Origin of the sequence: Clostridium sp. CF012 (assembly GCF_018861755.1) — a bacterium.
In the GTDB taxonomy this organism is placed as follows: domain Bacteria; phylum Bacillota; class Clostridia; order Clostridiales; family Clostridiaceae; genus Clostridium_AD.
In genome coordinates this window covers 1-23,085 of the sequence record NZ_JAHLEF010000050.1, presented here as the reverse complement: position 1 = coordinate 23,085, position 23,085 = coordinate 1, and the positions used below count along the sequence as shown (strand labels likewise).

29 protein-coding genes and 1 pseudogene are annotated in these 23,085 nt (G+C 31.7%); 25 read left to right on the top strand and 5 right to left on the bottom strand.

Features of this window, described 5'->3' with window-relative positions; genetic code table 11:
- Positions 1 to 321 precede the first annotated feature (321 nt).
- The 6 genes from KPL50_RS24665 (at position 322) to KPL50_RS24635 (ending at position 5,026) form a co-directional block, all read left to right on the top strand.
- On the top strand, positions 322 to 519 hold the full coding sequence (locus tag KPL50_RS24665) for a hypothetical protein (RefSeq protein ID WP_216301146.1): 198 nt from the start codon (positions 322 to 324) through the stop codon (positions 517 to 519).
- Positions 494 to 703, top strand: a complete 210-nt coding sequence (locus KPL50_RS24660) for a hypothetical protein (RefSeq protein WP_216301145.1) — start codon at positions 494 to 496, stop codon at positions 701 to 703. The genes KPL50_RS24665 and KPL50_RS24660 overlap by 26 nt, the downstream gene beginning before the upstream one ends.
- Before the next feature lie 197 nt (positions 704 to 900).
- Positions 901 to 1,380, top strand: coding sequence for a GNAT family N-acetyltransferase (locus tag KPL50_RS24655; protein ID WP_216301144.1), 480 nt, complete (start codon positions 901 to 903; stop codon positions 1,378 to 1,380).
- Between the two features lie 590 nt (positions 1,381 to 1,970).
- A complete protein-coding gene (locus KPL50_RS27285; RefSeq protein ID WP_253200799.1) occupies positions 1,971 to 3,152 on the top strand; it encodes a GNAT family N-acetyltransferase in 1,182 nt (393 codons plus the stop codon).
- Positions 3,153 to 3,442: 290 nt separating this feature from the next.
- Positions 3,443 to 3,976 carry a flavodoxin domain-containing protein gene (locus KPL50_RS24640; RefSeq protein WP_216301143.1) on the top strand — a complete coding sequence of 178 codons (534 nt, stop codon included), beginning with the start codon at positions 3,443 to 3,445 and terminating at the stop codon, positions 3,974 to 3,976.
- 195 nt (positions 3,977 to 4,171) lie between these two features.
- Positions 4,172 to 5,026: a hypothetical protein gene (locus KPL50_RS24635; RefSeq protein ID WP_216301142.1), complete on the top strand. Its 855-nt coding sequence runs from the start codon at positions 4,172 to 4,174 to the stop codon at positions 5,024 to 5,026.
- 1,226 nt (positions 5,027 to 6,252) lie between these two features.
- Here KPL50_RS24635 and KPL50_RS24630 read toward each other — a convergent pair.
- Complete coding sequence (locus tag KPL50_RS24630) at positions 6,253 to 7,143, bottom strand: MerR family transcriptional regulator (RefSeq protein ID WP_309245218.1); 891 nt, start codon at positions 7,141 to 7,143, stop codon at positions 6,253 to 6,255.
- A 73-nt stretch (positions 7,144 to 7,216) separates the two neighbouring features.
- Positions 7,217 to 7,390 (bottom strand): recombinase family protein, encoded by a 174-nt coding sequence (locus tag KPL50_RS24625; RefSeq protein WP_290443293.1) that lies wholly within the window; start codon positions 7,388 to 7,390, stop codon positions 7,217 to 7,219.
- 457 nt (positions 7,391 to 7,847) lie between these two features.
- Here KPL50_RS24625 and KPL50_RS24620 point away from each other — a divergent pair, with 457 nt between their 5' ends.
- From KPL50_RS24620 to KPL50_RS24555, 14 genes are all read left to right on the top strand, one after another.
- The gene (locus KPL50_RS24620; protein WP_216301141.1) at positions 7,848 to 8,654 is read left to right on the top strand and encodes a sugar nucleotide-binding protein; all 807 of its coding nucleotides are present in this window, start codon (positions 7,848 to 7,850) and stop codon (positions 8,652 to 8,654) included.
- A 272-nt stretch (positions 8,655 to 8,926) separates the two neighbouring features.
- On the top strand, positions 8,927 to 9,052 hold the full coding sequence (locus tag KPL50_RS27630; RefSeq protein ID WP_290443292.1) for a hypothetical protein: 126 nt from the start codon (positions 8,927 to 8,929) through the stop codon (positions 9,050 to 9,052).
- 459 nt (positions 9,053 to 9,511) lie between these two features.
- Complete coding sequence (locus KPL50_RS24610) at positions 9,512 to 10,117, top strand: lactate utilization protein (protein WP_216301140.1); 606 nt, start codon at positions 9,512 to 9,514, stop codon at positions 10,115 to 10,117.
- A gap of 215 nt (positions 10,118 to 10,332) precedes the next feature.
- On the top strand, positions 10,333 to 10,677 hold the full coding sequence (locus tag KPL50_RS24605) for a DUF2785 domain-containing protein (RefSeq protein WP_216301139.1): 345 nt from the start codon (positions 10,333 to 10,335) through the stop codon (positions 10,675 to 10,677).
- A 16-nt stretch (positions 10,678 to 10,693) separates the two neighbouring features.
- A complete protein-coding gene (locus tag KPL50_RS24600; RefSeq protein WP_216301138.1) occupies positions 10,694 to 11,179 on the top strand; it encodes a hypothetical protein in 486 nt (161 codons plus the stop codon).
- Positions 11,180 to 11,414: 235 nt separating this feature from the next.
- Positions 11,415 to 12,077, top strand: a complete 663-nt coding sequence (locus tag KPL50_RS24595; RefSeq protein ID WP_216301137.1) for a hypothetical protein — start codon at positions 11,415 to 11,417, stop codon at positions 12,075 to 12,077.
- Positions 12,078 to 12,332: 255 nt separating this feature from the next.
- Positions 12,333 to 12,578, top strand: a complete 246-nt coding sequence (locus KPL50_RS24590) for a hypothetical protein (protein WP_216301136.1) — start codon at positions 12,333 to 12,335, stop codon at positions 12,576 to 12,578.
- Positions 12,579 to 12,815: 237 nt separating this feature from the next.
- On the top strand, positions 12,816 to 13,349 hold the full coding sequence (locus KPL50_RS24585) for a GNAT family N-acetyltransferase (RefSeq protein WP_216301135.1): 534 nt from the start codon (positions 12,816 to 12,818) through the stop codon (positions 13,347 to 13,349).
- Positions 13,350 to 13,742: 393 nt separating this feature from the next.
- Positions 13,743 to 14,264 (top strand): GNAT family N-acetyltransferase, encoded by a 522-nt coding sequence (locus KPL50_RS24580; protein WP_216301134.1) that lies wholly within the window; start codon positions 13,743 to 13,745, stop codon positions 14,262 to 14,264.
- A gap of 699 nt (positions 14,265 to 14,963) precedes the next feature.
- Complete coding sequence (gene ltrA / locus KPL50_RS24575) at positions 14,964 to 16,265, top strand: group II intron reverse transcriptase/maturase (RefSeq protein ID WP_216301133.1); 1,302 nt, start codon at positions 14,964 to 14,966, stop codon at positions 16,263 to 16,265.
- 270 nt (positions 16,266 to 16,535) lie between these two features.
- A complete protein-coding gene (locus tag KPL50_RS24570; RefSeq protein WP_216301132.1) occupies positions 16,536 to 17,471 on the top strand; it encodes an LD-carboxypeptidase in 936 nt (311 codons plus the stop codon).
- 166 nt (positions 17,472 to 17,637) lie between these two features.
- A complete protein-coding gene (locus KPL50_RS24565; RefSeq protein ID WP_216301147.1) occupies positions 17,638 to 17,874 on the top strand; it encodes a GrpB family protein in 237 nt (78 codons plus the stop codon).
- Between the two features lie 236 nt (positions 17,875 to 18,110).
- Entirely contained in the window at positions 18,111 to 18,524 is a 414-nt protein-coding gene (locus tag KPL50_RS24560) for a hypothetical protein (protein ID WP_216301131.1), read from the top strand.
- A gap of 148 nt (positions 18,525 to 18,672) precedes the next feature.
- Positions 18,673 to 19,179 (top strand): HIT family protein, encoded by a 507-nt coding sequence (locus tag KPL50_RS24555; RefSeq protein ID WP_216301130.1) that lies wholly within the window; start codon positions 18,673 to 18,675, stop codon positions 19,177 to 19,179.
- 923 nt (positions 19,180 to 20,102) lie between these two features.
- Here the strand turns inward: KPL50_RS24555 and KPL50_RS24550 are convergent.
- From KPL50_RS24550 to KPL50_RS24545, 3 genes are read right to left on the bottom strand one after another with little or no spacing between them, the layout of a single operon-like run.
- On the bottom strand, positions 20,103 to 20,279 hold the full coding sequence (locus KPL50_RS24550; protein WP_216301129.1) for a hypothetical protein: 177 nt from the start codon (positions 20,277 to 20,279) through the stop codon (positions 20,103 to 20,105).
- Positions 20,243 to 20,410 carry a transposase gene (locus tag KPL50_RS27280; RefSeq protein WP_253200800.1) on the bottom strand — a complete coding sequence of 56 codons (168 nt, stop codon included), beginning with the start codon at positions 20,408 to 20,410 and terminating at the stop codon, positions 20,243 to 20,245. Before KPL50_RS27280 ends, KPL50_RS24550 begins: the two co-directional genes overlap by 37 nt.
- Complete coding sequence (locus KPL50_RS24545; protein WP_216301128.1) at positions 20,355 to 20,711, bottom strand: site-specific integrase; 357 nt, start codon at positions 20,709 to 20,711, stop codon at positions 20,355 to 20,357. Before KPL50_RS24545 ends, KPL50_RS27280 begins: the two co-directional genes overlap by 56 nt.
- 229 nt (positions 20,712 to 20,940) lie before the next feature.
- Here KPL50_RS24545 and KPL50_RS24540 point away from each other — a divergent pair, with 229 nt between their 5' ends.
- The 5 genes and pseudogenes from KPL50_RS24540 to KPL50_RS24520 all read left to right on the top strand — a co-directional run.
- Positions 20,941 to 21,288, top strand: coding sequence for a glyoxalase/bleomycin resistance/extradiol dioxygenase family protein (locus KPL50_RS24540; RefSeq protein ID WP_216301127.1), 348 nt, complete (start codon positions 20,941 to 20,943; stop codon positions 21,286 to 21,288).
- A gap of 230 nt (positions 21,289 to 21,518) precedes the next feature.
- On the top strand, positions 21,519 to 21,689 hold the full coding sequence (locus tag KPL50_RS24535; RefSeq protein WP_216301126.1) for a hypothetical protein: 171 nt from the start codon (positions 21,519 to 21,521) through the stop codon (positions 21,687 to 21,689).
- A 528-nt stretch (positions 21,690 to 22,217) separates the two neighbouring features.
- Positions 22,218 to 22,541, top strand: a complete 324-nt coding sequence (locus KPL50_RS24530) for a hypothetical protein (protein WP_216301125.1) — start codon at positions 22,218 to 22,220, stop codon at positions 22,539 to 22,541.
- A 30-nt stretch (positions 22,542 to 22,571) separates the two neighbouring features.
- Complete coding sequence (locus KPL50_RS24525; protein ID WP_216301124.1) at positions 22,572 to 22,733, top strand: hypothetical protein; 162 nt, start codon at positions 22,572 to 22,574, stop codon at positions 22,731 to 22,733.
- A gap of 169 nt (positions 22,734 to 22,902) precedes the next feature.
- Positions 22,903 to 23,085, top strand: a pseudogene (locus KPL50_RS24520) (GNAT family N-acetyltransferase); the annotation flags it as partial.

Here is a 23,085-nt window from a genome sequence, read left to right as displayed (position 1 = left end):
ATTAACTTCCATAAGTTTAAGGATAGAAAGACAAAGGCTTTATTTTTCAAAGATGCAATCTAATTCCTATTATTACCAATTAGGTTTTTCCATAAGTCAGTTAACACTATCGAAATGTGCAATATTTAGCTTATGTAACTCAGCCAGAGTTTGATTTGAAAATTAACAGAAAAATATAAAAGATTATGACAATAGCCTTAGCATGTCATTAATTAACAACCTCCATTTAATACGAAATAAATTTAAAGCTAGCTAGAGTAGGCTGAGCTCAGAGTGTAGTGGCTAAATTGATCTGTTCATGGACCGTTTGCTGATTTATTCTTGGGTAGTTTTGATAAGATGATTAGAGATGTAACAAAATATAGATTTGAATACGATTATGATTATGATGTTGCTGAGAAGTTGATGGCTAATAATATCGTGTTACATCGTGGGTATGTGCCTAAGACAAGCTACCCACCAAATTGGATAAAAAGAAGCATTATGTTTTTTGATGATTTTTTTTATAGACAAAAGTAGTAATATTAAAATACATTTAGAAAATATTTTAGAGCTAGATAGTGATGTTTTATTTGGGTTAGAGGCACAAATGTATGAAAAATATATTAAAATAATATCTAAAATGAAAGAGGATGCAGAGAAATATTTCATTTTTCTCATTAATTTACTTTCCGAAGACATACCAATAAATCTGATTTTATAATTAAATCTCTATCAGAATTACATAATATTCTTTAATAAAAAGAATTAATGGGAAACGTCGGCAACAAGGTACATTATTGCAAATCCTCACAAACCCAGTCCTGACTTGTAGGTGTTTCATTATTTGAAAAGAGTTTAGTTCATATTCGTTTGATATCAATAACTAAAAACTGTTTATTTTTGGAGGTGTGTCTTAAAGTGATTAAGCAAATTATAAAATCAGATTTATTGTCTTGTCTGGAGGTTTTTCATTGTGGCTATGAAACTGTAGCGATAGAATTTGGGCTAACTGAAGAAAACTGCCCAGATAGAGGTAGAGCAAGCTTACCATTGGATAAATTAGTATCTGAATTTGGAAAGGGTACATTAATGTTTGGGTATTTTCTTGAAAATAAGATTGTTGGATTTCTGGGTCTAAAAATTGATGACAATGGTGTTTGTAAACTTGATGACATAATTATCCTACCGGAATATAGACAAAAATGGTATGGTAAAGAACTTCTTGAATTTTGCAAAATAAAAGCCCTGGAACTTGGCGCTAACAAAATCACTTTAGGTATGATTGATGATAATCAAAAGTTAAAAAATTGGTACATAAAGAACGGTTTTATTAATGTTGGATTCAGGAAATTTGATAAAGCTCCGTTTACGGTTGGATATATGGAATGTTCATTATAATAATTGATTTTACAAGTTGAGTTTGTTCATTAACTTTATATATTCTAGTGCTAATATAGGATATAGCAGAGACAGACTTCTGATAACAAAATGTTGACGTCCGCCTTGGCTGGTGGGCTTTTTTTATATAGCAATGTGTAAATTTATGGTTTATAATCTATATATAGGTCGATGCATTATCAATCGCCAAGGCATATTCCTTCACCAAGCCCGTCGGGCTAAGGTTCAGGAACCTCGGAAACAAGATACGTTATACGGAATTTTAGAGAAAGTAATTGATTACTTGTAATTAATGGAGTTAACCTTCGGAAGTAATGCTTTAATATAATGAATTAAGGGGGGAAACAAGGATATGATAATCACATTCAGCTAATTAAGAATAGAGCTAGGGGCTATGCTTTAGAAGGTGAGAATAAAATCCTTTCAAATTGCGATTTTATAGATATGAGTGTACCTTATGCTGCAGAGGAAGATTAATATGGATATGGAATTTTTATAAAAGATGTAGAACTTGGAGGGAAGATAATAAAAAAAGTATATCATGGTGGTGCTAAGACAATAACTGATATAAAAAAGGGGGGATTAAGATTATGGAATATGAAATTATACAATTACCAAAAGAGAAATGGAAGGGAACTATAACTCCAATAAAGTATAAAACAGATAAATATTATGATGTTATAGTAAATAAAATAGATAAAGGATTTGCTATTGAGATAGAAAAGAAAGACTTTACAGAGCCAGTAACTCATACACCAGAAGAATATGATTTCCCAGATAAGTTATATGAAGATCACTGGAAAAATGCTTATGCTTGGGGAGTGTTAGTTAATGATGAATTAGTTGCTGCAATTGAAACTGATCAAGAATTATGGTCTAATCGTCTAAGAATTACAGAACTTTGGGTAGCAGAAAAATATCAAAAGCAAGGAATAGGTCATGCATTAATTGAAATGGCAAAGGAACAAGCAAGAAGAGAACGTCGTCGAGCTATTATACTAGAAACACAATCTTGTAATGTTAATGCAGTTGATTTTTATCAGCATGAAGGCTTTAGCTTGATTGGTATGGATACTTGTTGCTACAAGAACAATGATTTACAAAGAAAAGAAGTAAGGTTAGAATTTGGATGGTTTCTAGAAGGAAAGAAAAGATTAAATCATGAAGAAATAGAAGTTAGAATGGAAACAAAGGATGATTGGTACAATGTAGAATTAATGACACAGCATGCCTTTTGGAATAAACATCATCTTGGATGTGACGAACATTACCTTGTGCATAAATTACGTCAAGATAAAGACTATATTCCTGAGTTAAGCAGAATAGCAGTAAAGGATGGAGATGTAATAGGATGTATAATGTATTCAAAGGCACGAGTTGTTGATGGTGCAGATACACATGAAATTATAACCTTTGGACCTCTTTGCGTAGAGCCCAAATGGCAAGGATGTGGAGTCGGTGAGCTGTTATTAAGGGAGACAATGAGCTTAGCTGCAAATAAAGGATATAAAGGTATTGTAATTTTTGGAGAACCAGATTATTATCCTCGAATAGGATTTAAAACATGTGATAACTTTAATATTACAACCGCTAATGGTAAAAACTTTGATGCATTTATGGGAATTGAATTAACCGAAGATAGTATGGAAGGCTTAAAAGGAAAATTCTACGAAGCGGAAGTTTTTGAAAATCTTCCAAAGGATGAAGTGGAAGAATATAATAAAAAATTCCCACAACTACAAAAATTAAGATTTCCAGGACAATGGGATTAGTTATAGAAATGGAATAGATATATTAAAACCGAATTGTGAGGTTGCAAAAGAACTTAACGCAAAATTAATCCCTTCACCGGGTGAAAGCCCCGCCTACGAAGAAAGGCTCCGATGGTCCGGTTTAGTGACGTTGGAAATACGATACGTTATGTGAAATTTAAGGTTTATATGAAAATTTCTTACTAAATTGGTGATTTTTATATATTACGATAGAAACGATAAGTCACAATAGTAGATTAGAATATATAATATGATAAATTCAACAATAAATTGGATAGGAGTTGAAAATTATGAGCACTATTGTAGTTTACAAATCAAAAACAGGTTTTGTAAGGAATTATGCAGAATGGATTGCAGAAGAACTATCAGCGGATATTTTGGAGGTTTCAAAAGTTAATATCAATATGTTAACGAAATATGATACCTTGGTTTATGGTGGTAGTCTGCATGCCGTTGGTATTAATGGTGTTAAATTCATTACGAAAAACTTTGATAAACTCAAAGATAAAAAGTTAGTTGTTTTCGCTTCAGGGGCTTCTCCATCAAGTGAAAAAGTAATAAAGGAAGTTGTGGCCAATAACTTTACTTCAGACCAACAAAAATGTATTAAATTTTTCTATTTGCGAGGTGGTTTTAACTATAATAAACTGTCAATTTTTGATAAAGTGCTTATGACATTATTGAATTGCAAAATAAAGATTAAAAAGAAACAGAAAAAAGATTTAACGCCAGATGAAATAGGTATGCTTACCGCATTTGACAAGCCAGTAGATTTTACAAGAAAAAAGAATATAAACGAAATGGTCATTTATGTTAACTCGTAATGCTCTTATATAATAAATTAAATCATGAATAGATTAGGGGTAATTGCACGCTATATTGGAGTTCAGTATTTAGGTTAATCATAAGCCTTATTATAGAAAAAGATTCAACGGTCGAACAACGGCATAAGCTTATTGAGCATCACATAGATTTAATTATTAATGGGTTAAATAGTAAGGATAAGGGGGGAAGGTATTATGGAATTGAAAAAACCATTAAGTGGTGCCGGTATTGGTATTATCATTAAAAGGAGCAGGATTACTGCAGTCATGACTCTTATCATGTCAGTGCTTATCATATTTGCATGTCTCGCAGGTATTCTAAATGAAAGTATTTATAATGATGTGTTATCATCAGGAATAATCACAAAGTTTTTACTGATAGGCTCTAGGTCACAGGATATAATATTTATTCCGCTAGCTGTGCTTCTAGCTTTTTTATCGGTTTTATTCCTAAGACGTCCGGGTTATAAGTTGTTAATTACTATAATCGGGCTCTGTGGTAATTTTTTTTATGGCTACGCACTTTATGTAATGCAAGGTCAGTATACAACAATTTATCTTGTTTATCTCGCCATATTTAGTTTATCGATATATAGTATTGTTTTAGGACTTCTTAGTTTCCCTGCTGAGTTTGTAGCAAAAACCACGGTGTCTAAATGCTTACGTAGGTCCATAAGTATATTTCTTTATAGTATTGTATTTATGTTAGGTCTCATTTGGTTAATAAGAATTTCACCTGACATTGCAAGGCACATTCCACAGGATATCTACGGGGTTTTTGTTCTGGATTTAGGCATTGTTTTTCCTGCAGTTGCAATTTCAGCTACACTGCTAATTCGAAGAAAGCCCTATGGAAATATATTTGCAGGTGTAGCTTTAATGAAAGTATTTACAGTTTGTCTGTCCTGGGGCTTTGGAGAATTGTATCACAGAATTTTTGGAGATATTCAGGGTAGTTATGAAATGCTTGTAATATCAGGTTTCTTAACCATATTAGGCTTAATATTCTTTATACTTTATATTGTAGGCTTGAAAATAGAACACAAGTGAGAGTTGGACTCAATACTCTTATTTGGTGAACAATTTCGTAAGGTTTCTTTATGGTACATTTTCAAAAATAAATTTTTTAACCATCGCTGTCGTAAGTTTACTAATAATCTTCATAGCTATATCTCTTATATTTTGGAGATGTCCATATTGTAATAAGTTTTAAAAATAGTATTAAAGGGGTTACTAACGATGCACAATGTGCTTATATTGTAAACTACATATAAAGAAATTGTGGAAGTGGTAACCCTTACGCATATAGATAGATAGTAAAAGATCTAAAACATCAGCAAATGCCACAGCTAACCAGTCGGAGTTTAATAAAACAAAATAAGAGCTATGTGGTTTTTTTAATAAAAATAAATAAAAAACTCAAATTCTATGATTTTAATATTAAAACCATAGAATTTGAGTTCGTGAATAATTAGGGTTTATTATAACAATCAACTTTTCTACTTATGGCTTGGTAGTGGATATAAAGTAAAAGAAACTTGACATTACTCCAGCATATGCTATTAAAAAATAGAGAATACATTTCACTATTAACTTAACTATAATATTCCATTGAGTTTTATTTATGATTTTTGTCACTATAATTGCTAAGATAGATACAATTATAAACATGAAAATTTGAGAAAACTCGAATTTCATATCTGGCTTAATCTTAAAATAACCATATAAAGATGAAATGTTAAATACAATAGAAAATAATATATATCTATATTTATCTAAATAAACAGATGAAGTTTATAAAAAAATCATTTTACTTTCTTAAATACTACGTTCACTTTTCCAAACGACCCATCCAAGGTAAAAGTGTTTCTATCTTGGAACACATATCTGTATGGAAGTTAAGTCCCGAAATTTCTAATAATTACAAGTTGTTCTTTAGTAAAATTATATCAAATATGTTCAGTAGCGTTTTTCGTGTTTTCTTGCATATAATCAGAGGTTGTTACAAGTGTTAAATCTTTTCCAAAACTCATTGTAGCAATTACATTTTCTTTCCCATTAATATGCTGAGTTGCTTCCCATTTCCCAATAAAAGGGTTTCTATTAGGATATATCGTAAAATAAACTGGAGGTATAAGTCCTATGAGATAAATTAAGGAATAAATTTTAGGGGTCTAGGGCACGGAGAAAATAAAAATGAGTGAAACCTTGTTTAGTTTGTATTTAAACAAAGTTTGGAATAATTAAGTATAGATTGTGATCATTTTGTTGTTACCCTATTTATAAATATCCTGTGTTTGCGGATATTTATTTAAAAATACCTTGTTTGCCGCTTGTAGTTTTTCGGTATACTCACGATATGAGAAGCTCAAAATTCTTAAATTTGCAAGAAAGATATCATAGTATCCGCTGCTTTGTTGAAAATCCAAAATCAGCTGTTGCATTTTATATTCAGACGTTGATTTGTAATCAGCTGAAGTACGTATTTTAATATATTCCTCCAATATTTCTTTGTTCCTCCCTATATAATCGTCCATATTATCAACAGCATTAAGCATAGCATTGTTCATTTTTACCATATCCGTTTTTTGCATAACTGAAAAGCAGTTCTCTAAGTATTCTTCGATCTCGGATGAAAAATTTAGATTGTCGACGCTATCAAGAAAATTTACAACTTTATAATATGCATTTTCCTTTTCTTCACTGTCAATTTTTTCATTAAGAAACTGCCCAAAATGGATACATAAATACATTCCATAAGTCCCAGGAAAAGATTGTAGCAATTTTTCTTTAATTGTAAAGAAATCGTTGATATTGTCATTGATATATTCAATTTCTTTATCAATATCATAGTTAGTTATCAAATGTTCAATACAATTATATTGTGCTTTCGTCTTTTGCAATTTTAGTTCTATAAGGCATTTACATTTTGACAAAGCTGCCACCTTGTTGTTGCTCTCAAGAATAATTTTAATATCAGGAATATGTATTCCTAATTTTCGTAAAACAGATATTTCCTTTAATATGGCTATATCCTTCTCGTTATAATTCCTGTAATTATTTTTACCGATTTCTGGGCGTATAAGACCTTTTTTTTCGTAATATTCAATTGATTTTTTCGTAAGCTTACACTCTTTGCAGACACATTTAATTAATATTTGAATCACCTCATAATTATTATAAGCTAATCCCCAAGGTGACAGTCAACACCTTTTGAAGAGCATATAAGAAATATTTAATTTATATGCTTTTGCTTATAAATTTACCCAACAGAATATTTAAGTCAGGTTTATCTGCTTTAGTTCCTGTAATCTTCTCTTGAATTATTTCTTCAGTCCCTGCTAACTTTAAAGCATCAAGCTGTCTATCGAAACTTTGTTCCATTGTACTTACTCTTGCATATCCAAATATCAATTACATCACCCCTTGTGTTTATGTTTATAGTAAACTAAAGGGTTATGCTTGTAAATAGGTTTACGTTGATTTACTTTATTAGTTGATATCAGATAATTCTGATATTCGTGAATGTTTTTTTTAATAATATATGAAAAGAGGTATTAAGCCATGTTTAACCTTTGAATTGGGAACATATAACCTATATGGTCATTACAGTTTTGATAAGAAAAGCATTGCCAGTCTTGAGAGTTTGAGACCTTTAAATATAAAATACGAATAATATAAGGACCATCAACTCATAACTTAGGGGCAGGCATTAGAGTATAAAAAATAATGGCTAAGCTTATATTAATAGCTCACATAAAATGAAAATAATGGTATAATATACATAGATTGTGGCAAAGTGATTTTGAGTGATGGTGATGTATTTCAGTTTATATTAAAACGAATTTTTGGAATGGAGGTGCTGTTTATAATGGATAGAATTTTAATACTAGGGGCAAGTGGATTAGCAGGAAAAGCATTGTTAAAAGAATTAAATAATAAGTATGATGTTTACGGCACATATAACAGTAATAAAATAGTTTCAATAAACCCAATTTACTTTAATATAAGTGAAGTGTATAAGATAATTGATATTCTTAATACAGTTAAACCTTTAAATATAGTATATTGTTTGAGGGGAGATTTTGATTGTCAAATAGAACTTATCAATGAACTTGTAAAATATTTAAAACCAAGCAACGGTAAACTTTATTTCTGCTCTACTGCAAATGTTTTTGATGGAGATACAACTACACCACACAAAAAAAATGAGGAACCAATTGCTGAAAGTGATTATGGTAAGTTTAAGATTGAGTGTGAAAAAATATTGAAAAAAGGGTTAGGAGATAATAGCATAATTTTTAGACTACCGATGATATGGGGTAAAAACTCACCAAGATTAAATAGTCTTGTAACTGCATTAAATAATAATGAAAAAGTATATGTTTACACAAATCTATATATTAATAACAATACAGATGTTATGTTAGCAAAACAGGTAAGTTACATAATTGAGAATGATTTAAAAGGAATATTTCATCTTGGCAGTAGCGAAGTTATAAATTATTATGAATTTGTAAAAAAGGTTATTACTAAATTTGGGTATAATCATACCAAATTTAATGAAGAAGAGCTTCCAAACGATAAATATTATTTGGCCGTTTTACCTAATGATGAGGATTTGCCTAAAGAATTTAATTTTTCTAATGAAAATATAATTTTTTACCTAACTAGTTAAAGTGGTAACACTTTTCTATTCTAATTTCTAAAAAATAAAATGTTGCAGTCCGCCTTGGCTGGTGGACTATTTTTATATAGCAATGTGTAAATTTATGACTTATAATCTATATATAGGGTGGTAGTTATCTCACCGCCAAGGCACATTTTCCAGCCCAAGTCCGGTCGCACTAGGGCCGGGAAACGGCGGCAACAAGAATCGCTAACTGAAATCCTTTCGAAGTAAGTGCTAATTTAAAGTGTTCTTTTGAAATAGAGTGATTTTATGTTCCAATGATATGTGAATATAAGGATAATTTAATAATAGTAGGGAGTGGATCTATGAATAGAATTGAAAAGCTTAGAGGATATATAGACGAAATATTGTTAAATATGCAAGATGTTGAAGAACGTAGATAATAGTGATAAAGATACAATTCATTCTAAGTTCGATGAAATATTAAAAGATGCTGATGTATTTCAACATAACCTTTACAATACAACATTTGCCGTAAACGCTAGGGAAATGTTGAGATATTTAAATTTGCTTAAAGAATTTGGGATGAGTAGTAATTGTAGGGAGAGTCTTTAATTTTATTTCAACTATTCTTTACATTCCTTAAACTGTGAAGGTTTTGGATAGTGGTAATTTAGGGTAGCGATTTTAATGATAGTTTTAATTAAAATATTTAGTAAACAATTAGAATAGCATCCCATAACAACTCATTGCCGTTCGCGTTTGCATGAAAGACTGCAAAAGTATACCTTTTCACCAAGTGCCGTCGCGCTAAGGTCCAAAGGCATCGGCGATGCGAGATGTTATCTTAAACACGAAGAAAGTTTTTATATAACTCGCAAATATTTATGGAGGGGATTATTTTGGTTAATAAGCTTTTAAATGATTTTAAATTAAGAAATATAGACGTAAGTTATTTTTATACAATTCAAGATGCTACAAATAACATATTGAAATTAATTCCAATTGAATGCACAGTTGGAATCGGACATTCTTCAACTCTCCAGGAAATGAATATAACAAATTTGTTAGTAGAAAGAGGAAATGTTGTTTTCGATAAAGATCTTGCTGCAAGTAAGGAAGAATGTAAAATATTGAAGAAGAAAGCATTACTCACTGACTGGTATATTTCAGGATCAAATGCAGTTTCAGAAGATGGACGTATTGTAAATGTTGACCATAGCGGAAATAGAGTGGCTGCAATAACATTTGGACCTGAAAATGTTATTATTGTTGTAGGAAAAAATAAAATAGTAAATTCATTAGAGGAAGCAATACATAGAGTGAAAAATATAGCATGCCCATTAAATGCTAAGCGAGCAGGATTTAACCCACCATGTGTTGCACTAAATAAATGTGTAGATTGCGTTTCTGAGGAACGGGTATGTAATAGTCTTTCAATAATAGAAGGTCAATCTGATAGGAATAGGATGAAACTTTTTATTATTAATGATGAGCTTGGTTATTAGAATGAGATTAGGTCTTAAATCAGAATTAAGCGTGATGTACGTAATAAATTTAAGGATAACTGGAGTAAATTAAAAAAGCATGGGAATATAGGGCATATGATCTTTACTAGATTACTATTCTGAAGAGAGATAATATCACATGAGGTTTTTAAAATAAAACATGGACGAATATTTGCTGTTCTAATTCATAAAAAAAGATTGGAAAGAGGTTTAATATGTGTAATGAAAAAAAGATCTTTAAACTAAATTTAAAAAGAATTAAAGATAATGAATACAATCTTAGGGAAGATGAGAACATTACAGACTATCTTGAATTAATGCTTAAATATATTGGAGATACAGATCAAGAACTAAGAGATGGACTTATATTAAATACTTTTGTTAATTGGATTGAAGAAAAAAGATATTTTACTAATGAAGAATTAGTAAATCTCTTAAATACGATATTGAGTGAAGATTTTGCATTTTATAATATGGGACAAGAGAATGATGATTCCGTATTAAAAAGGAGCTTCTCAATACTTTTAGTAAATCCAATTCTATGCGTAAGATGTATTTGAGAGTCTTGAGGGGTATGTGTTTATTTTTCATGAATTTGTACACTGTTTTCAATCTGAAAACTGTGAAGATGAAATTAGAGTATCTTTAGAAATAGAAAGAAAATCAAAAGAAGAAAATAATTACATGTGGGAAATTAACCATCCATTTCCTTATGAAAATTCAATTTTTATTAAAAAAGCAACAGAATTAAATGATTACTTTAATGCAAAAGACTATAATAGCGTTTTAAATTATCATAAGCAGATGAAGGAATGTTTAAGCAACATTGATTTTGAATATATGATATGGCAAGAATGGAAGGAAGGGTATGCACGATATATAGAAAATATAATAAGAGTTAGGCTAGGGATAGATATAAACACAAATAAATTGCAAGCACCATTTGACAGAGTGTGTTTTTATGAGATAGGAAGTAAGTATATAGACTTATTAGTTAATGTGAATGCAAGTTTAAAAAGTAACATAAAAGATTTATATTATAGAATGATTAAAGAAGTATAGAGATGAGGTGGACTTCACCTAACAATGGACTCCAGTTCGCTTTGAATGAGAAGACTGCAAAGCACACCTGCGAGCCTAAGTGCGGTCGCACTAGGGCTCGCAGGCGTCTGGAGTAAGAAATGTTAGATGAAATTTCAGATCTATGTAAGATTATTTTATGCAGTTAGTAATTTTGAAGTCCATATAATCAAAGGGTAAAAATTAAGATATTGAGAGGTTAAGAAGGATGTATAAAATGAATAAAAAGCTGATAATTTCTATAGGAATATTAAGTGGTTTACTTGTTCTTGTTTTTGGACTTATTAAATTTGTGGTTGCTGACATTAATGGTGAGTTAAAAGCCCCGCAGGTTGTAAAAATTACAAATGAATATTTAGACAAGGTGTATCCTAAAGAAAAGTGTAAAATAATTGATGGTCCTCATAGGTCCCTTTCATTCGGTACATATGGAGTGAAAGTAAGAAATCAAGATAATCTTATATTTAATATAACAATTAGGGACAATTTAAGGTTTTTGGAAGATTCTAGGGCGGAAGACTATTTAAATAATGAATTAAACAATTTTTTACAAAATGAATATAAGGGCAAATTCCAGAAAATGAAGGTTAAAATACTAGCTAATGTGGTAATAAATAGTAAATATTTGGATAGGGAGGATACGGTATATGTTGATATAATTGATACTGGTGATATAACAAAACAAGAATTTGCTAAAATTGTAGTACAGGCTTTAAATTGGATAAATACAAAAGACCTTAAATTAAATATTCTTTATTTAGATTATATGCACAGAGAAAATAGTGACAATGTATATTCCATAAAAATTGATTCAAACAATTATAATGAAAAAGATTTAATTACATATATCATAAACCGCACTACCGTGGGTAAAAAGTAATATAATGCAGATTATTATATATTAAATTAGGAAATAGAGATTAAGGAGGTATTTATGAAAGAAATAAATTTATGTGATGATACTAATTTACTTGATGTTGCAGTCTTGTGTCAGGAGTATTCTTTAGGTATTGAGGCACAGTCATTTTATGATACATAGTACCTTGAAAAAGAGATTGATGGACTTCAAAAACATATTGATGCTATAAAAAATATTAAAAGTAGATCTGTTCATGGGCCGTTCGCTGGTTTATGTTTGGATAGTTTTGATAAGATGATTAGAAATGTAACAAAAAATAGATTTGAGTACGCTTATGATCTTGCTGAGAAGTTGAAGGATAATAATATCGTGTTACATCATGGGTATTGTAATTCTAAGATTTCAGATATCGAGTGGATAAAAAAATTAAAAGTTAAGATTGGGTATGTGCATATGCATGATAATAATGGGTTAGAAGATGAACACCGTAATAAATATAAGGATACCTGGAATAGGTCTTGATGAAAGTGTAGTGCCTAAAACGACCTATAACAAAATGCTGCCGTTCCCCTTGTTAGGGGGCTCCTTTTATATAGCTATGTGTAAATTTATGGTTTATAATCTATATATAGGTTGAAAGTTAAATCAGCGCCAAGGCGCATTCCTTCACTAAGTGCGTCGCGCTATTTAAATATAACGGATAAGTGACATTGGTTTTTATTATATAATCAATACTAATAATTAATTGGAGGGATTAGAATGTTATTTAATGATATAAAAACAGAAAGATTAGTTCTTAAAAATATAGCCATTGACGATAGAAATTTTATATTCAGTCAGTTTTCAGATGATGTAGTGAATAGATACCTATTTGATGCGGAGCCAGTAACTGATATGGAAGGTGCAGATGAAATCATTACATTTTATATACAGCCTGAATCACGATTGCAACACCGTTGGGTTATCGTGCGAAAGTCAGATGGCATGAAAATGGGAACATGTGGGTTTCATTGCTGGAATCAGAAAGATTGTAAGGTCGAAGTCGGTTATGACCTCAAAGAAGAATTCTGGGGAAATGGTTATATGCAAGAGGCAATGAAAGAAATCATCGCAATTGCTATGAACTCTATGCACATAAAAGAGATAAATGCATGTATTTATATTGAAAATCAACGGTCAATCCGTCTTGCGGAAAACCTTGGTTTTGTTTTATCTGGTTCAAGTTATGAGTTGTTTAGAGAGAAGGAGTACTTGCATAATAGATACTCGCTTTATATTCCCAAATTAATATAATCTATGGTTGCAGTTAAGTTGCATAATTCATATATAGGAAATTAAATCATGAATGGATTAGTGGGTTTTGCACGCTATATATAGTGCAAGAGCTAAAAGATCACATAACAAAATGCTGCCGTCCGCCTTGGCTGGTGGACTGTTTTTATATAGCAATGTGTAAATTTATGACTTATAATCTATATATAGGTTAGTGCTTAATCCAACGCCAAGGCACATTTCCCAGCCCAAGTGCGGTTGCACTAGGGTTGGGTAACGTCGGCAACAAGCAACGTTATGTGCAATGGCAATATAGGGGCAGGGCTTCGAAGTCTTAATTTTAAAGTTTTCATATATAAACATAATTTTGGTTAGTTGATTTGATAGAATATTGTGAACTAAAGGAGGGTCTATATGTTAGATATTATAATTAAATTGCTTGAGCAGTCAGATGCACTGGAACTTTTTGCATTTGAACTTGAAAATAAATTGTTTTTTGAGAGAATAGGATTACCCAGAGGGGATAATTATTATGATTATAATAACTTCAATATAATAATAAAGGGGTTAGTGGAGGAACAAGAAAAAGGATTAATATATATGTATTTAATAATGGATTGCTCTAGAAAGATCATTGGCAGAATAAATCTAACATCAGTTGTAAGAGGAAATGTTAATAAAGCTGAACTAGGCTATAGAGTTGGTGAGAAACATCAATGCAAGGGGTATGCAACGAGTGCAGTAAGATTGGTTTTAGATGAGGCAGTAAATAGGCATAAACTTCATAGAATAGAAGCAGGAACATCACCTGATAACATAGCTTCTCAAATAGTATTAATTAAGAATGGTTTTCAATTTACTGGGCGTTATAGTAATTTTATTTATCAAGATGGAAAATGGTATGATAGCATAAGTTTTGAAAAAATTCTAGATTGAATATAATAAACAAAATACCATTCACACAGATAGTAATGAGTTGGGGCAAGATGTTCGTATGTTATCAAATTATTGAATAAAGGCCGAGGTCACAGTTGCCACTGCACATAACAAAATACTCCCGTTCGCTACGCACATTTTCCAGCCTAAGATAGGAGCTATCTAAGGCTGGAAAACATCGGGAGGAAGGAACGTTAGTGAGCCAAGCAAAGCTTGGCATCTACTTGCAAGGTGAAAGTCTTTGTTGAGAAAGGTCTAACCAACCACTCATATCGAGTGTTGCGTTGAAGCTGGTAACAGCAAAAGGAAGCGTACACAGAGAACTAAATAGGCCACAGGGAGAACCGTATCTCCTGAAGTATATTCAGCCTCATAAACTTAAAATGCAGATGACGATGTGGTTAACGTCACGGAAGTCAATACAGAAGAATCGTAAAAGGTGAGATTCTCGAGGGTCTGCTGGGGTCCAAGACCGTGGCATGTATAGAGAGAGATGCTGGGAACTTGGGAGGAATCCTATAGCTCCTTTAATTAGGTAGGTCTATCCAATCGAAAAAAGAGGACGACCAATGCGCATAGGAGTTCGGATTAATTCATAGTACTCTGAGGGCGGGAGAGCCGTCTACATGGGGAAGGGATTAACAGATATATGTAGCCCGCAAATGAAACATTATCCGGACCGCAGGACTGGAGGAAATAATGCAAACATCACTGAGGGGAATAGCAACAAAGGCAAAACAAAATAAAGACTACAAATTTGGTAATCTATATGGATTGTTGGATAAAGAAGCTTTGTACCAAGCATGGAAAGACATAAATAAGAAGTCAGCAACAGGAATAGACAAAGAAACAGCTAGAGAGTTTGGAAATAATTCAGATGAAAATCTAGGAGAATTAGTTGAAGAACTTAAGAGCAAAAGGTACAAAGCAAAGCTAGTAAAAAGAGTGTATATACCAAAAGGAAATGGAAAAACAAGACCACTAGGACTTCCAACATTGAGGGATAAAATAGTAAAAAAAGCGGTAGCTAATATACTAGAAGCAATATATGAACAAGTTTTTCTGAAATGTAGCTATGGTTATAGACCGAAGGTTGGGGCACAAAAAGCAGTTAAGGACATTACAAAGGAATTACAAGAAAAATACAGTTATGTGGTGGAAGCAGACATAAGAAACTTTTTTGGGAACATAGACCATCAATGGTTAGGAAAAATGTTAGAGTTACGAATAAAGGATAGGGCATTTTTAAGGTTGATAAAGAAGTGGCTCAAAGCAGGAATACTAGATACTGATGGTAAAGTTATAAGCCCAATAACTGGTTGTCCACAGGGTTCCATAGTAAGTCCGATACTGGCGAATATTTATTTACACTATACTTTAGATTTATGGTTTGAGAAAATCGTAAAACCTATTTGCAACGGAGATACATATATATGTCGTCTGGCTGATGATTTTATATGTGCATTTAGATACAAAGCTGATGCTGAAAAGTTTTACAAAGTACTAGGAAAAAGGCTTGGTAAGTTCAAATTAGAACTAGCCGAGGAGAAAACCAATATAGTAAGCTTCTCACGCTTCAGAAAGTATGAAAATACAAGCTTTGAATTTCTTGGATTTGAATTTCGATGGGCAGTATCCCGAAATGGTAAAGATATAATAAAGAGAAGAACCAGTAGGGTCAAATTAAGAAAATCAATTAAGGCGTTTAGCCTATGGTGTAAAGATAATCGTAGTAAGAGAATTAAAAAAATAGTGGAAACGTTGAATTCTAAGTACAGGGGTTATTTCAACTATTACGGAGTAATTGGAAATAGTAAAGGGATAAATGAATTTTACGGAGCAACTTTAAAAATATTATACAAATGGTTGAATCGTAGAAGTCAAAGGAAAAGCTTTAACTGGAATGAATTTAATGTAAAAATGAAATGGTATGGACTAATTAAACCTAGGGTAGTTGAAAAAGCTGATAATCAGATAAGATTTGAAGAATGTTTTGTTTAATTACGGAAGCGAGTATATTTGAAGATCCCGGTGCGGTAGTTCCGCACGCCGGGATCTGTGCGGGGGGTGTGGAGCAATCCATGTCTCTACCGTGACGCTGAAATCCTTTCTAAATGAATGCTAATTCAAAGTGGTTGTTTGAAAAACATCTGATTCGCGTTCGTAGGATATTGCATGGTAACAAAAGGGATTAGTTGGGTATTGTAGTAGAATCATTCCATACGCGTCAATTGAAAAGAAAAAATCATTTTAATTATGGAGGTAAAGCAAATGATGGCAAACAATCTAAATATTGGTGAGGAAATAAGGGTGATTGCTCCATCTCGGAGTTTGAGTGGACTTAAGCAGGAGGTTTTTGATAAGGCTCTAAAATTTCTATCAGATAAGGGCTTTGTAATTTCCTTTTCAAAAAACAGTCGTGAAATTGATGAAGCAAATTCGTCAAGTATACAATCTCGTGTTGAAGACTTACATGATGCCTTTCTTGACAAAAATGTTAAAGCCATAATTGCTTGTAACGGTGGTTCGAATGTCAATCAGATTTTAGAGTATATAGATTACTCCCTCATAGAAAACAATCCCAAAATTTTATGCGGATTTTCTGATATTACAGCGTTGCTTAATGCCATCTATGTAAAAACGAGGTTAGTTACTTATCATGGAGCGCTTTTTGCTTTTTGGGGATATGATGATAATATTGAGTATACATACCGCTATTTTGAAGAATGCCTTATGAAATCTGAGTCGTATTTTATTGAGCCCTCTGAGCAGGCAAAGGAATACTATGTAATTCAAGAGGGCTCTTGCCAGGGAGAAATTGTGGGGGGAAACCTTTGTACAATGAATCTATTGCAGGGTACAGAATTTATGCCTGACTTGAAAAATAAGATTTTGTTTCTTGAGGACAACAATGCTATGGGTGATTATTTCACATTTGAATTTGATAGAAATCTTCAATCACTTATTCAAACTAAAGGATTTGACGGAGTGAAAGGTATAGTATTTGGACGTTTTGAAAGTAGTTGTAAAATGGATATAAATACCATTAAAAAAATAGTTGCAACAAAAAAACAACTTAAAAATTTTCCAATTATATTTAATGTGGATTTTGGGCACGAGTTACCGTTTGTGACATTTCCAGTTGGTGGGGTTGCAAAAATTAAAGCGATAGATACGTCTGTTTCACTGGAGATACTAAAACATTAGTGGTACATATATAATGAATACAATCCATAGAAATACTAATACACAATTTTCATAAAATGCAAATTAAGGGGAGTCTATTATGGTCTTTTTAAATTTTATATTTTAAGCATTAAGAAGGGTTTATAGATAGTGAAAATTTAAAGTGTAGTAAGGTAATGAAAACCATCTGTTTTTTTGTTGTGGTGATTTTGATAATGATACAAGGACGCATCATATTCATATTATACATAATGATAATGAATGGAGTAATTATATCAAGTTTAGAGATACGTTAAAGGAAAATATGGATATTAGAAAGCAATATGAGGATTTAAAAATGGAATTGTCGAAAGAATTCTGGTCTGACAGAGAAAAGTATACAGCGCTGAAAGAGGACTTTATTCATAACATAGTGTACAACTAATGATCATAATGTGTAGTTGTGCTAAGTCACAATTTTCATATAGTATGAAATAAATCTAAGGATAACTGGAGTAGGTCTTGCTCAACCAGATGTTATAGAAAACACTTTTGATTTAGGCTATAGATAAGAAAGATGTTGAAAATGGATATATTTTGAATAATTATATTAATACGTTGTATAATTGAATAAGAATATAATATGGCTGAGTAATTTATTTATGAAAGGTGGCATTAATATTGAAAAAAATTATTGGGATAATTATATGCACTATTTTAGTTTTCACAACTGTTGCTTGTAATAGCAACAATAAAAATAAATTAGTTTATGTAGGTAAAGGGAATGAATGGGAAGCCAGTGTTGAGTTTAACACAGGTGGAATTTGCAAAACCGGTATAAAATACGTAGGTAATGACAAAAAACCTATGGAAATTAAATTTATAACAGAATGGATATCAGGAAATACAAGTGGCGGAGTAGGTGAATATACTGAAACTCATGATAAAGTTGGTGGATTAATTATACAAACTGACAACGATGATAAAATAAATGGAAACATAAAGAAGTATAAGAATAAAGATAGTTTAAAAGTAGAAATTGAATGGAATAACAAAAAAGAACAAATTGATTTGATAAAACAAATTGCTTCATAATATTTGTGTTAATTAAAGGAAATTGTAGCGACTTCCTTTAATTATTGCCATATTAACAATACTGTGCTTAAACATAGCCTTGCTATGTAACATTTAATTTATAGTAGTAATATGTATTTATTAATGATGTGAAAAGGGTGGAGTTAAATTGTACGTTAAACAATTGTCAGAAAACGAGGAAAAAGCACTAAATCAAAGATTTGAAAAGATAAAAGAATTGCAAGAAAAAGGCATATGCTTTGGATGTTATAACTTTAATACAGGAGATATATTCCCTGATGAGGGGTTAATTTTTTACGAGGATGAAAAGGTAAGATGTCAATTTGAAAAATACCCAAGAGCAACTGGACAGACAATTATTGTATCAAAAGAACATTATGAAGACATCTCTGAAATGCCTCTTGAATTAGGAACACATATATTAAAAATATCAGATGCAATAATTAAACTTCATAAAGAAATTATTGGTGCAGAAAAAGTGTATATGTGTACAATATGTGACGGTAAAAGGAATCATTTACATTTTCAACTTTTACCACGATTAAAAGGAGAGTCGAGAGGTTATGGAAATTTTGTCAGAGAAGAAGGAATCATTATGGATTATCATGAAACAGTAGAACTTTATAAGCGTAAAATGAAAGAAATTATAGTATAGGTCAGGAAGCGCAAGAATGCTATTTGTAAATAGTGGAATACTTAAAACATCAGATGACAATGCATTCCAGTCAGCTATGGCTTGTAGAGAGTTTGGACTAGAGGGAGATTGAACTTTAGTGTATCATTTAAATTCAGATAATCTTTTCTATTCACCAAAGCATATTCCTTCACGGGCGCGAGCGCAGCCAAGGCGTATTCCTCTGGGGTCAGGTTCAGAGGAAGGAGGGGGCCTTTAAAAAGCGTGGAACTGATATTATATATGACGAGTATACCTATAGACTTGACTTAGAATAAGCTTTTGAATTTGTAGTAGCAATATGACACTAAATTCCAATTTATCGTTAAGTTACTTCACAATCTCTTATATGACGAACAAAGCCCAAAAGAGCTGAGGGGTACAGTCAACGAATAAAATGTAGTGCAAATATACCACTCCCACTAACAACACCTTGCCGATTTGGCTAGCGCACCATCAAAATGCCCCAGCTAACCTAGTCGGAGTTTAAGAAAACATAAGAACTATGTAAATTTTCTTAAACTCCTGTAACGCTGGGGGCACTTCTGCAAGCCAGACGTTATACGGAATTTAGAGCAAAAAATGATTACTTGTAGGTTATTGGGTTTGACATAATTGAGACGTAGTTTGAATAGGTTTGGATTCAGATGTTGAGCCGATAAAAACTATCACCATAAGTATATACTTAAATGATGATAGCCACTAAAATTGCTCAATTTCTGAAACAAGCTTTAGAACGATGCCGCGTTTCCGCTACTATGGGGATTCAATCTTCCCCATCTTTCTGAAATTAGTTTTAATATTAAAGTTATTGCTGTAATTTCCATAAATGTATCTATAATCCTTCTAATTTTCGATTGTTATCTGAAAATGGGCGTATTTCCCCCCTCCCCTAAATAAGCACTTTATGCTATTCTGTTTATTTCTCCTGGCGGAGAATAGTTTTGACGATTTATCTTATCTTTTGTTACCATTTTGCCCTTTCCGCAGCAAGAACAAATATTTATATCTATTCCTGTGAGTTTAAGAAGAAGCTCTGATGCATTTAATTTAACCTCTGAATCTTGCTTTTTACTTTGCACTCACCTGTAAGTTCTTTGCATTTCTGAAGCTTAGTTGACCTATTTCTGTTACTCAATATCCCATAGTGTCTAATTTTAACAAATTTTCTTGGTAGAACATGTAGATTTAACTTCCTCGGGAGATAAAACAGTAGGTAATCTTCTTGGTTCTTTAATTCTAAATATTTTGTCCATATTCCAGTATCTATTAAGCGTTTTAGTATGAAAAAACTTTAGACTTGCATTAATATAATTAACAGTACCTTCTTTTAATTTTCTTTCCGTGATACAATAATGTAGATATTCACGTATTTCTTTTTCTCTTAAAAGCTCTGGTGATTTGTTGTAATATTTAGCAAAATTACTAACGTGACCGATATAGTTTTTTATGGTCCTTGGACTATAGCCTTTTAGCTCTATATCCATTTTCATTTTCTGTCTTAATTTTGACATAAATAATAACACTCCCTTATTTTTTATTTTCACAATAAAAGTTTAATGGAAGTGTATATTATAATAAAGTAGTATCTTAGTTATTTAAGATGCTATTTTTTTATTTTATTTAGGAAAAAAATTAAATCAATGGAATTAGCACTCGTCTGCCACCGTTTTTAGCGGTTTAGTTCAAGTAGACTATGGCGAAGTAACTTTCAAATAAATTATATTGGAAAGGAAGAAGAAAATGGATTTAGGGGAAGTTTGTTTAGAAACAAATAATGTAATAAAAATGGCTGATTTTTATAGGAAAATCTTAAATATCTGTTCAGACTGTAAGGACGAAGTACGTCAGTTTATTATCACTGAAGGTACAACCTTAAGTGTTTACAATAATGGAGAAAGTAAGAATAATCAAAATCAAAATGTTAGTATTGCTTTTACTGTTGATGATTTAGATTCAGAATATGAGAGGTTGCTAAAGTTAGGTATATATATTATTGATGTCCCTAAACTACAACCATGGGGAGCAAAGAATATGCATTTTTGTGACCCTGACGGCAATCATATATACTTTAGAAGCATCCCTAAGTAATCTCAGTGGATAAGGAGATTTAGATATTATTAATTCACAATTTTCGTATTAGACGTCACAAACAATAAAAGTTAGTGGCGTTTTTACTTGTGACGACTTAGGCTGAAACGGCGACGGAAATTGATAATTTAAAATCCTCTGTCGATAATGGCAAAAATGGCGTTTACTCTGCTATTGTCGGCAAAAAAATAACACCTGCGAGTAAGGATTTTTCGGAGCTTGTAGCAGGAGTGAACGCAATTAAATTAGGACAAGGCAACGCAATAGAAAGTAATGTATTAACAAGTTATACTTTTACAAATGCAGATGGAACATTGAGAACTGGAACTGCTCCAAAAACTACAATAAATGCTGCTGTTCCTAGTGGAGGTTATGATGGCGACTACTGGATACAACCGTAATGGAGGTGATTAAATGAGCGCAGTATTAAAAAAGTAAATGGTGTATGGTCACAAGCTACATGGAGCAAGGTATGGAAGAAAACAAGTAATGTATGGAGCATAATATGTGCTAAGGCTTATTATGTACTCACCTCGGGTGTTGCTATTCAACAAACGTGGCATACAAGCGGTTATACACAAGCATCCCAAGGCTCAGGTTATATAGAATTATATGTTCAAAGTTCCACTTCTAGGGCGGGTACTTACTTTCTTGATACTCCTATAGACTTAACCAATTTTTCACGCATCAAAGTTGTCACTCAAAGTTTTAATAGTTCTGCTTGTGTATTTAGAGTTACAAATACCCTCAGCGGTGCCGTGGTAGCAACCATGACTTTACCGACATCAGGCTCATCAGGGGCTTATTATTTAGATGTTTCTACTCTAGTAGGAAATATGTATATAGAATTTTATTTAAAGTGTGATGTTTACAATTATACCCAATGCTTGATATATGATATAGTATGCGAATAAAATGGAGGTGTGTATATGGAATTAAGATATTTAGAATACCAACTATCTGATGGGTATGTGGTTAAAATAACAACTGAAAACCCTGCTATTACAGAAGTAGGACGTAGCATAGCTATATCAGATAATGTTAATTTTGAGGTAGGTTATGAATTTGATAATTATATTGTAGTACAATCAGTAGATTCAGCAAATAAATTAACTTCTTCTTGTATGATTAAGCAACCAGACTCAGTGAAGTTTTTGAGACAAGAACGAGATATTTTAAAAGCAGAAAATATCGTATTAAAGTCTAATCAAGATAGCTTACAAATGGCAATGGCAGAAATGCTAGGAATATAATTAAAGGCAAAGTTAAGGGAGGTGATAAAGATGCCAAAATACAAATTAAATATTTTTAGTAATGTAGCAATAATAAGAATGGAAGCAGAGCAGAGAACCGCAGAGGATATAATGTCAGAATATACAAAGTTGACAGTAGCAGAAGTAGCAGAGATATTAGTAGAAGTTACTAGGAAATTAGCATTAGTTTAATTTAAAAGGATAAAGTAGGCACTCAATAGGGTGTTTTTATTTTACCCTTTTTACTAAAGAATAAGATATCTCTAATCTTTATATTTATGCTATAATATGGTATTGTTAAGTAACAATTGTTAAATATTGTGATGTAAAGATAAACAACAAGTTGTGGGGGAGGGGAATCATGGAAGAATTAGTTTTATTAAAAATTAAAAAACATATGATTGATGATTGTGTGGATTTGTATATTGAAACGTTCACTAAAGAACCATGGAACGATATTTACGAATCAAGAGAACAAGTAGTGAAGTTTTTTAATAATCATTTTAACAATAACTACTTTGTAGGTTATGCAGCTTTGTTAGAT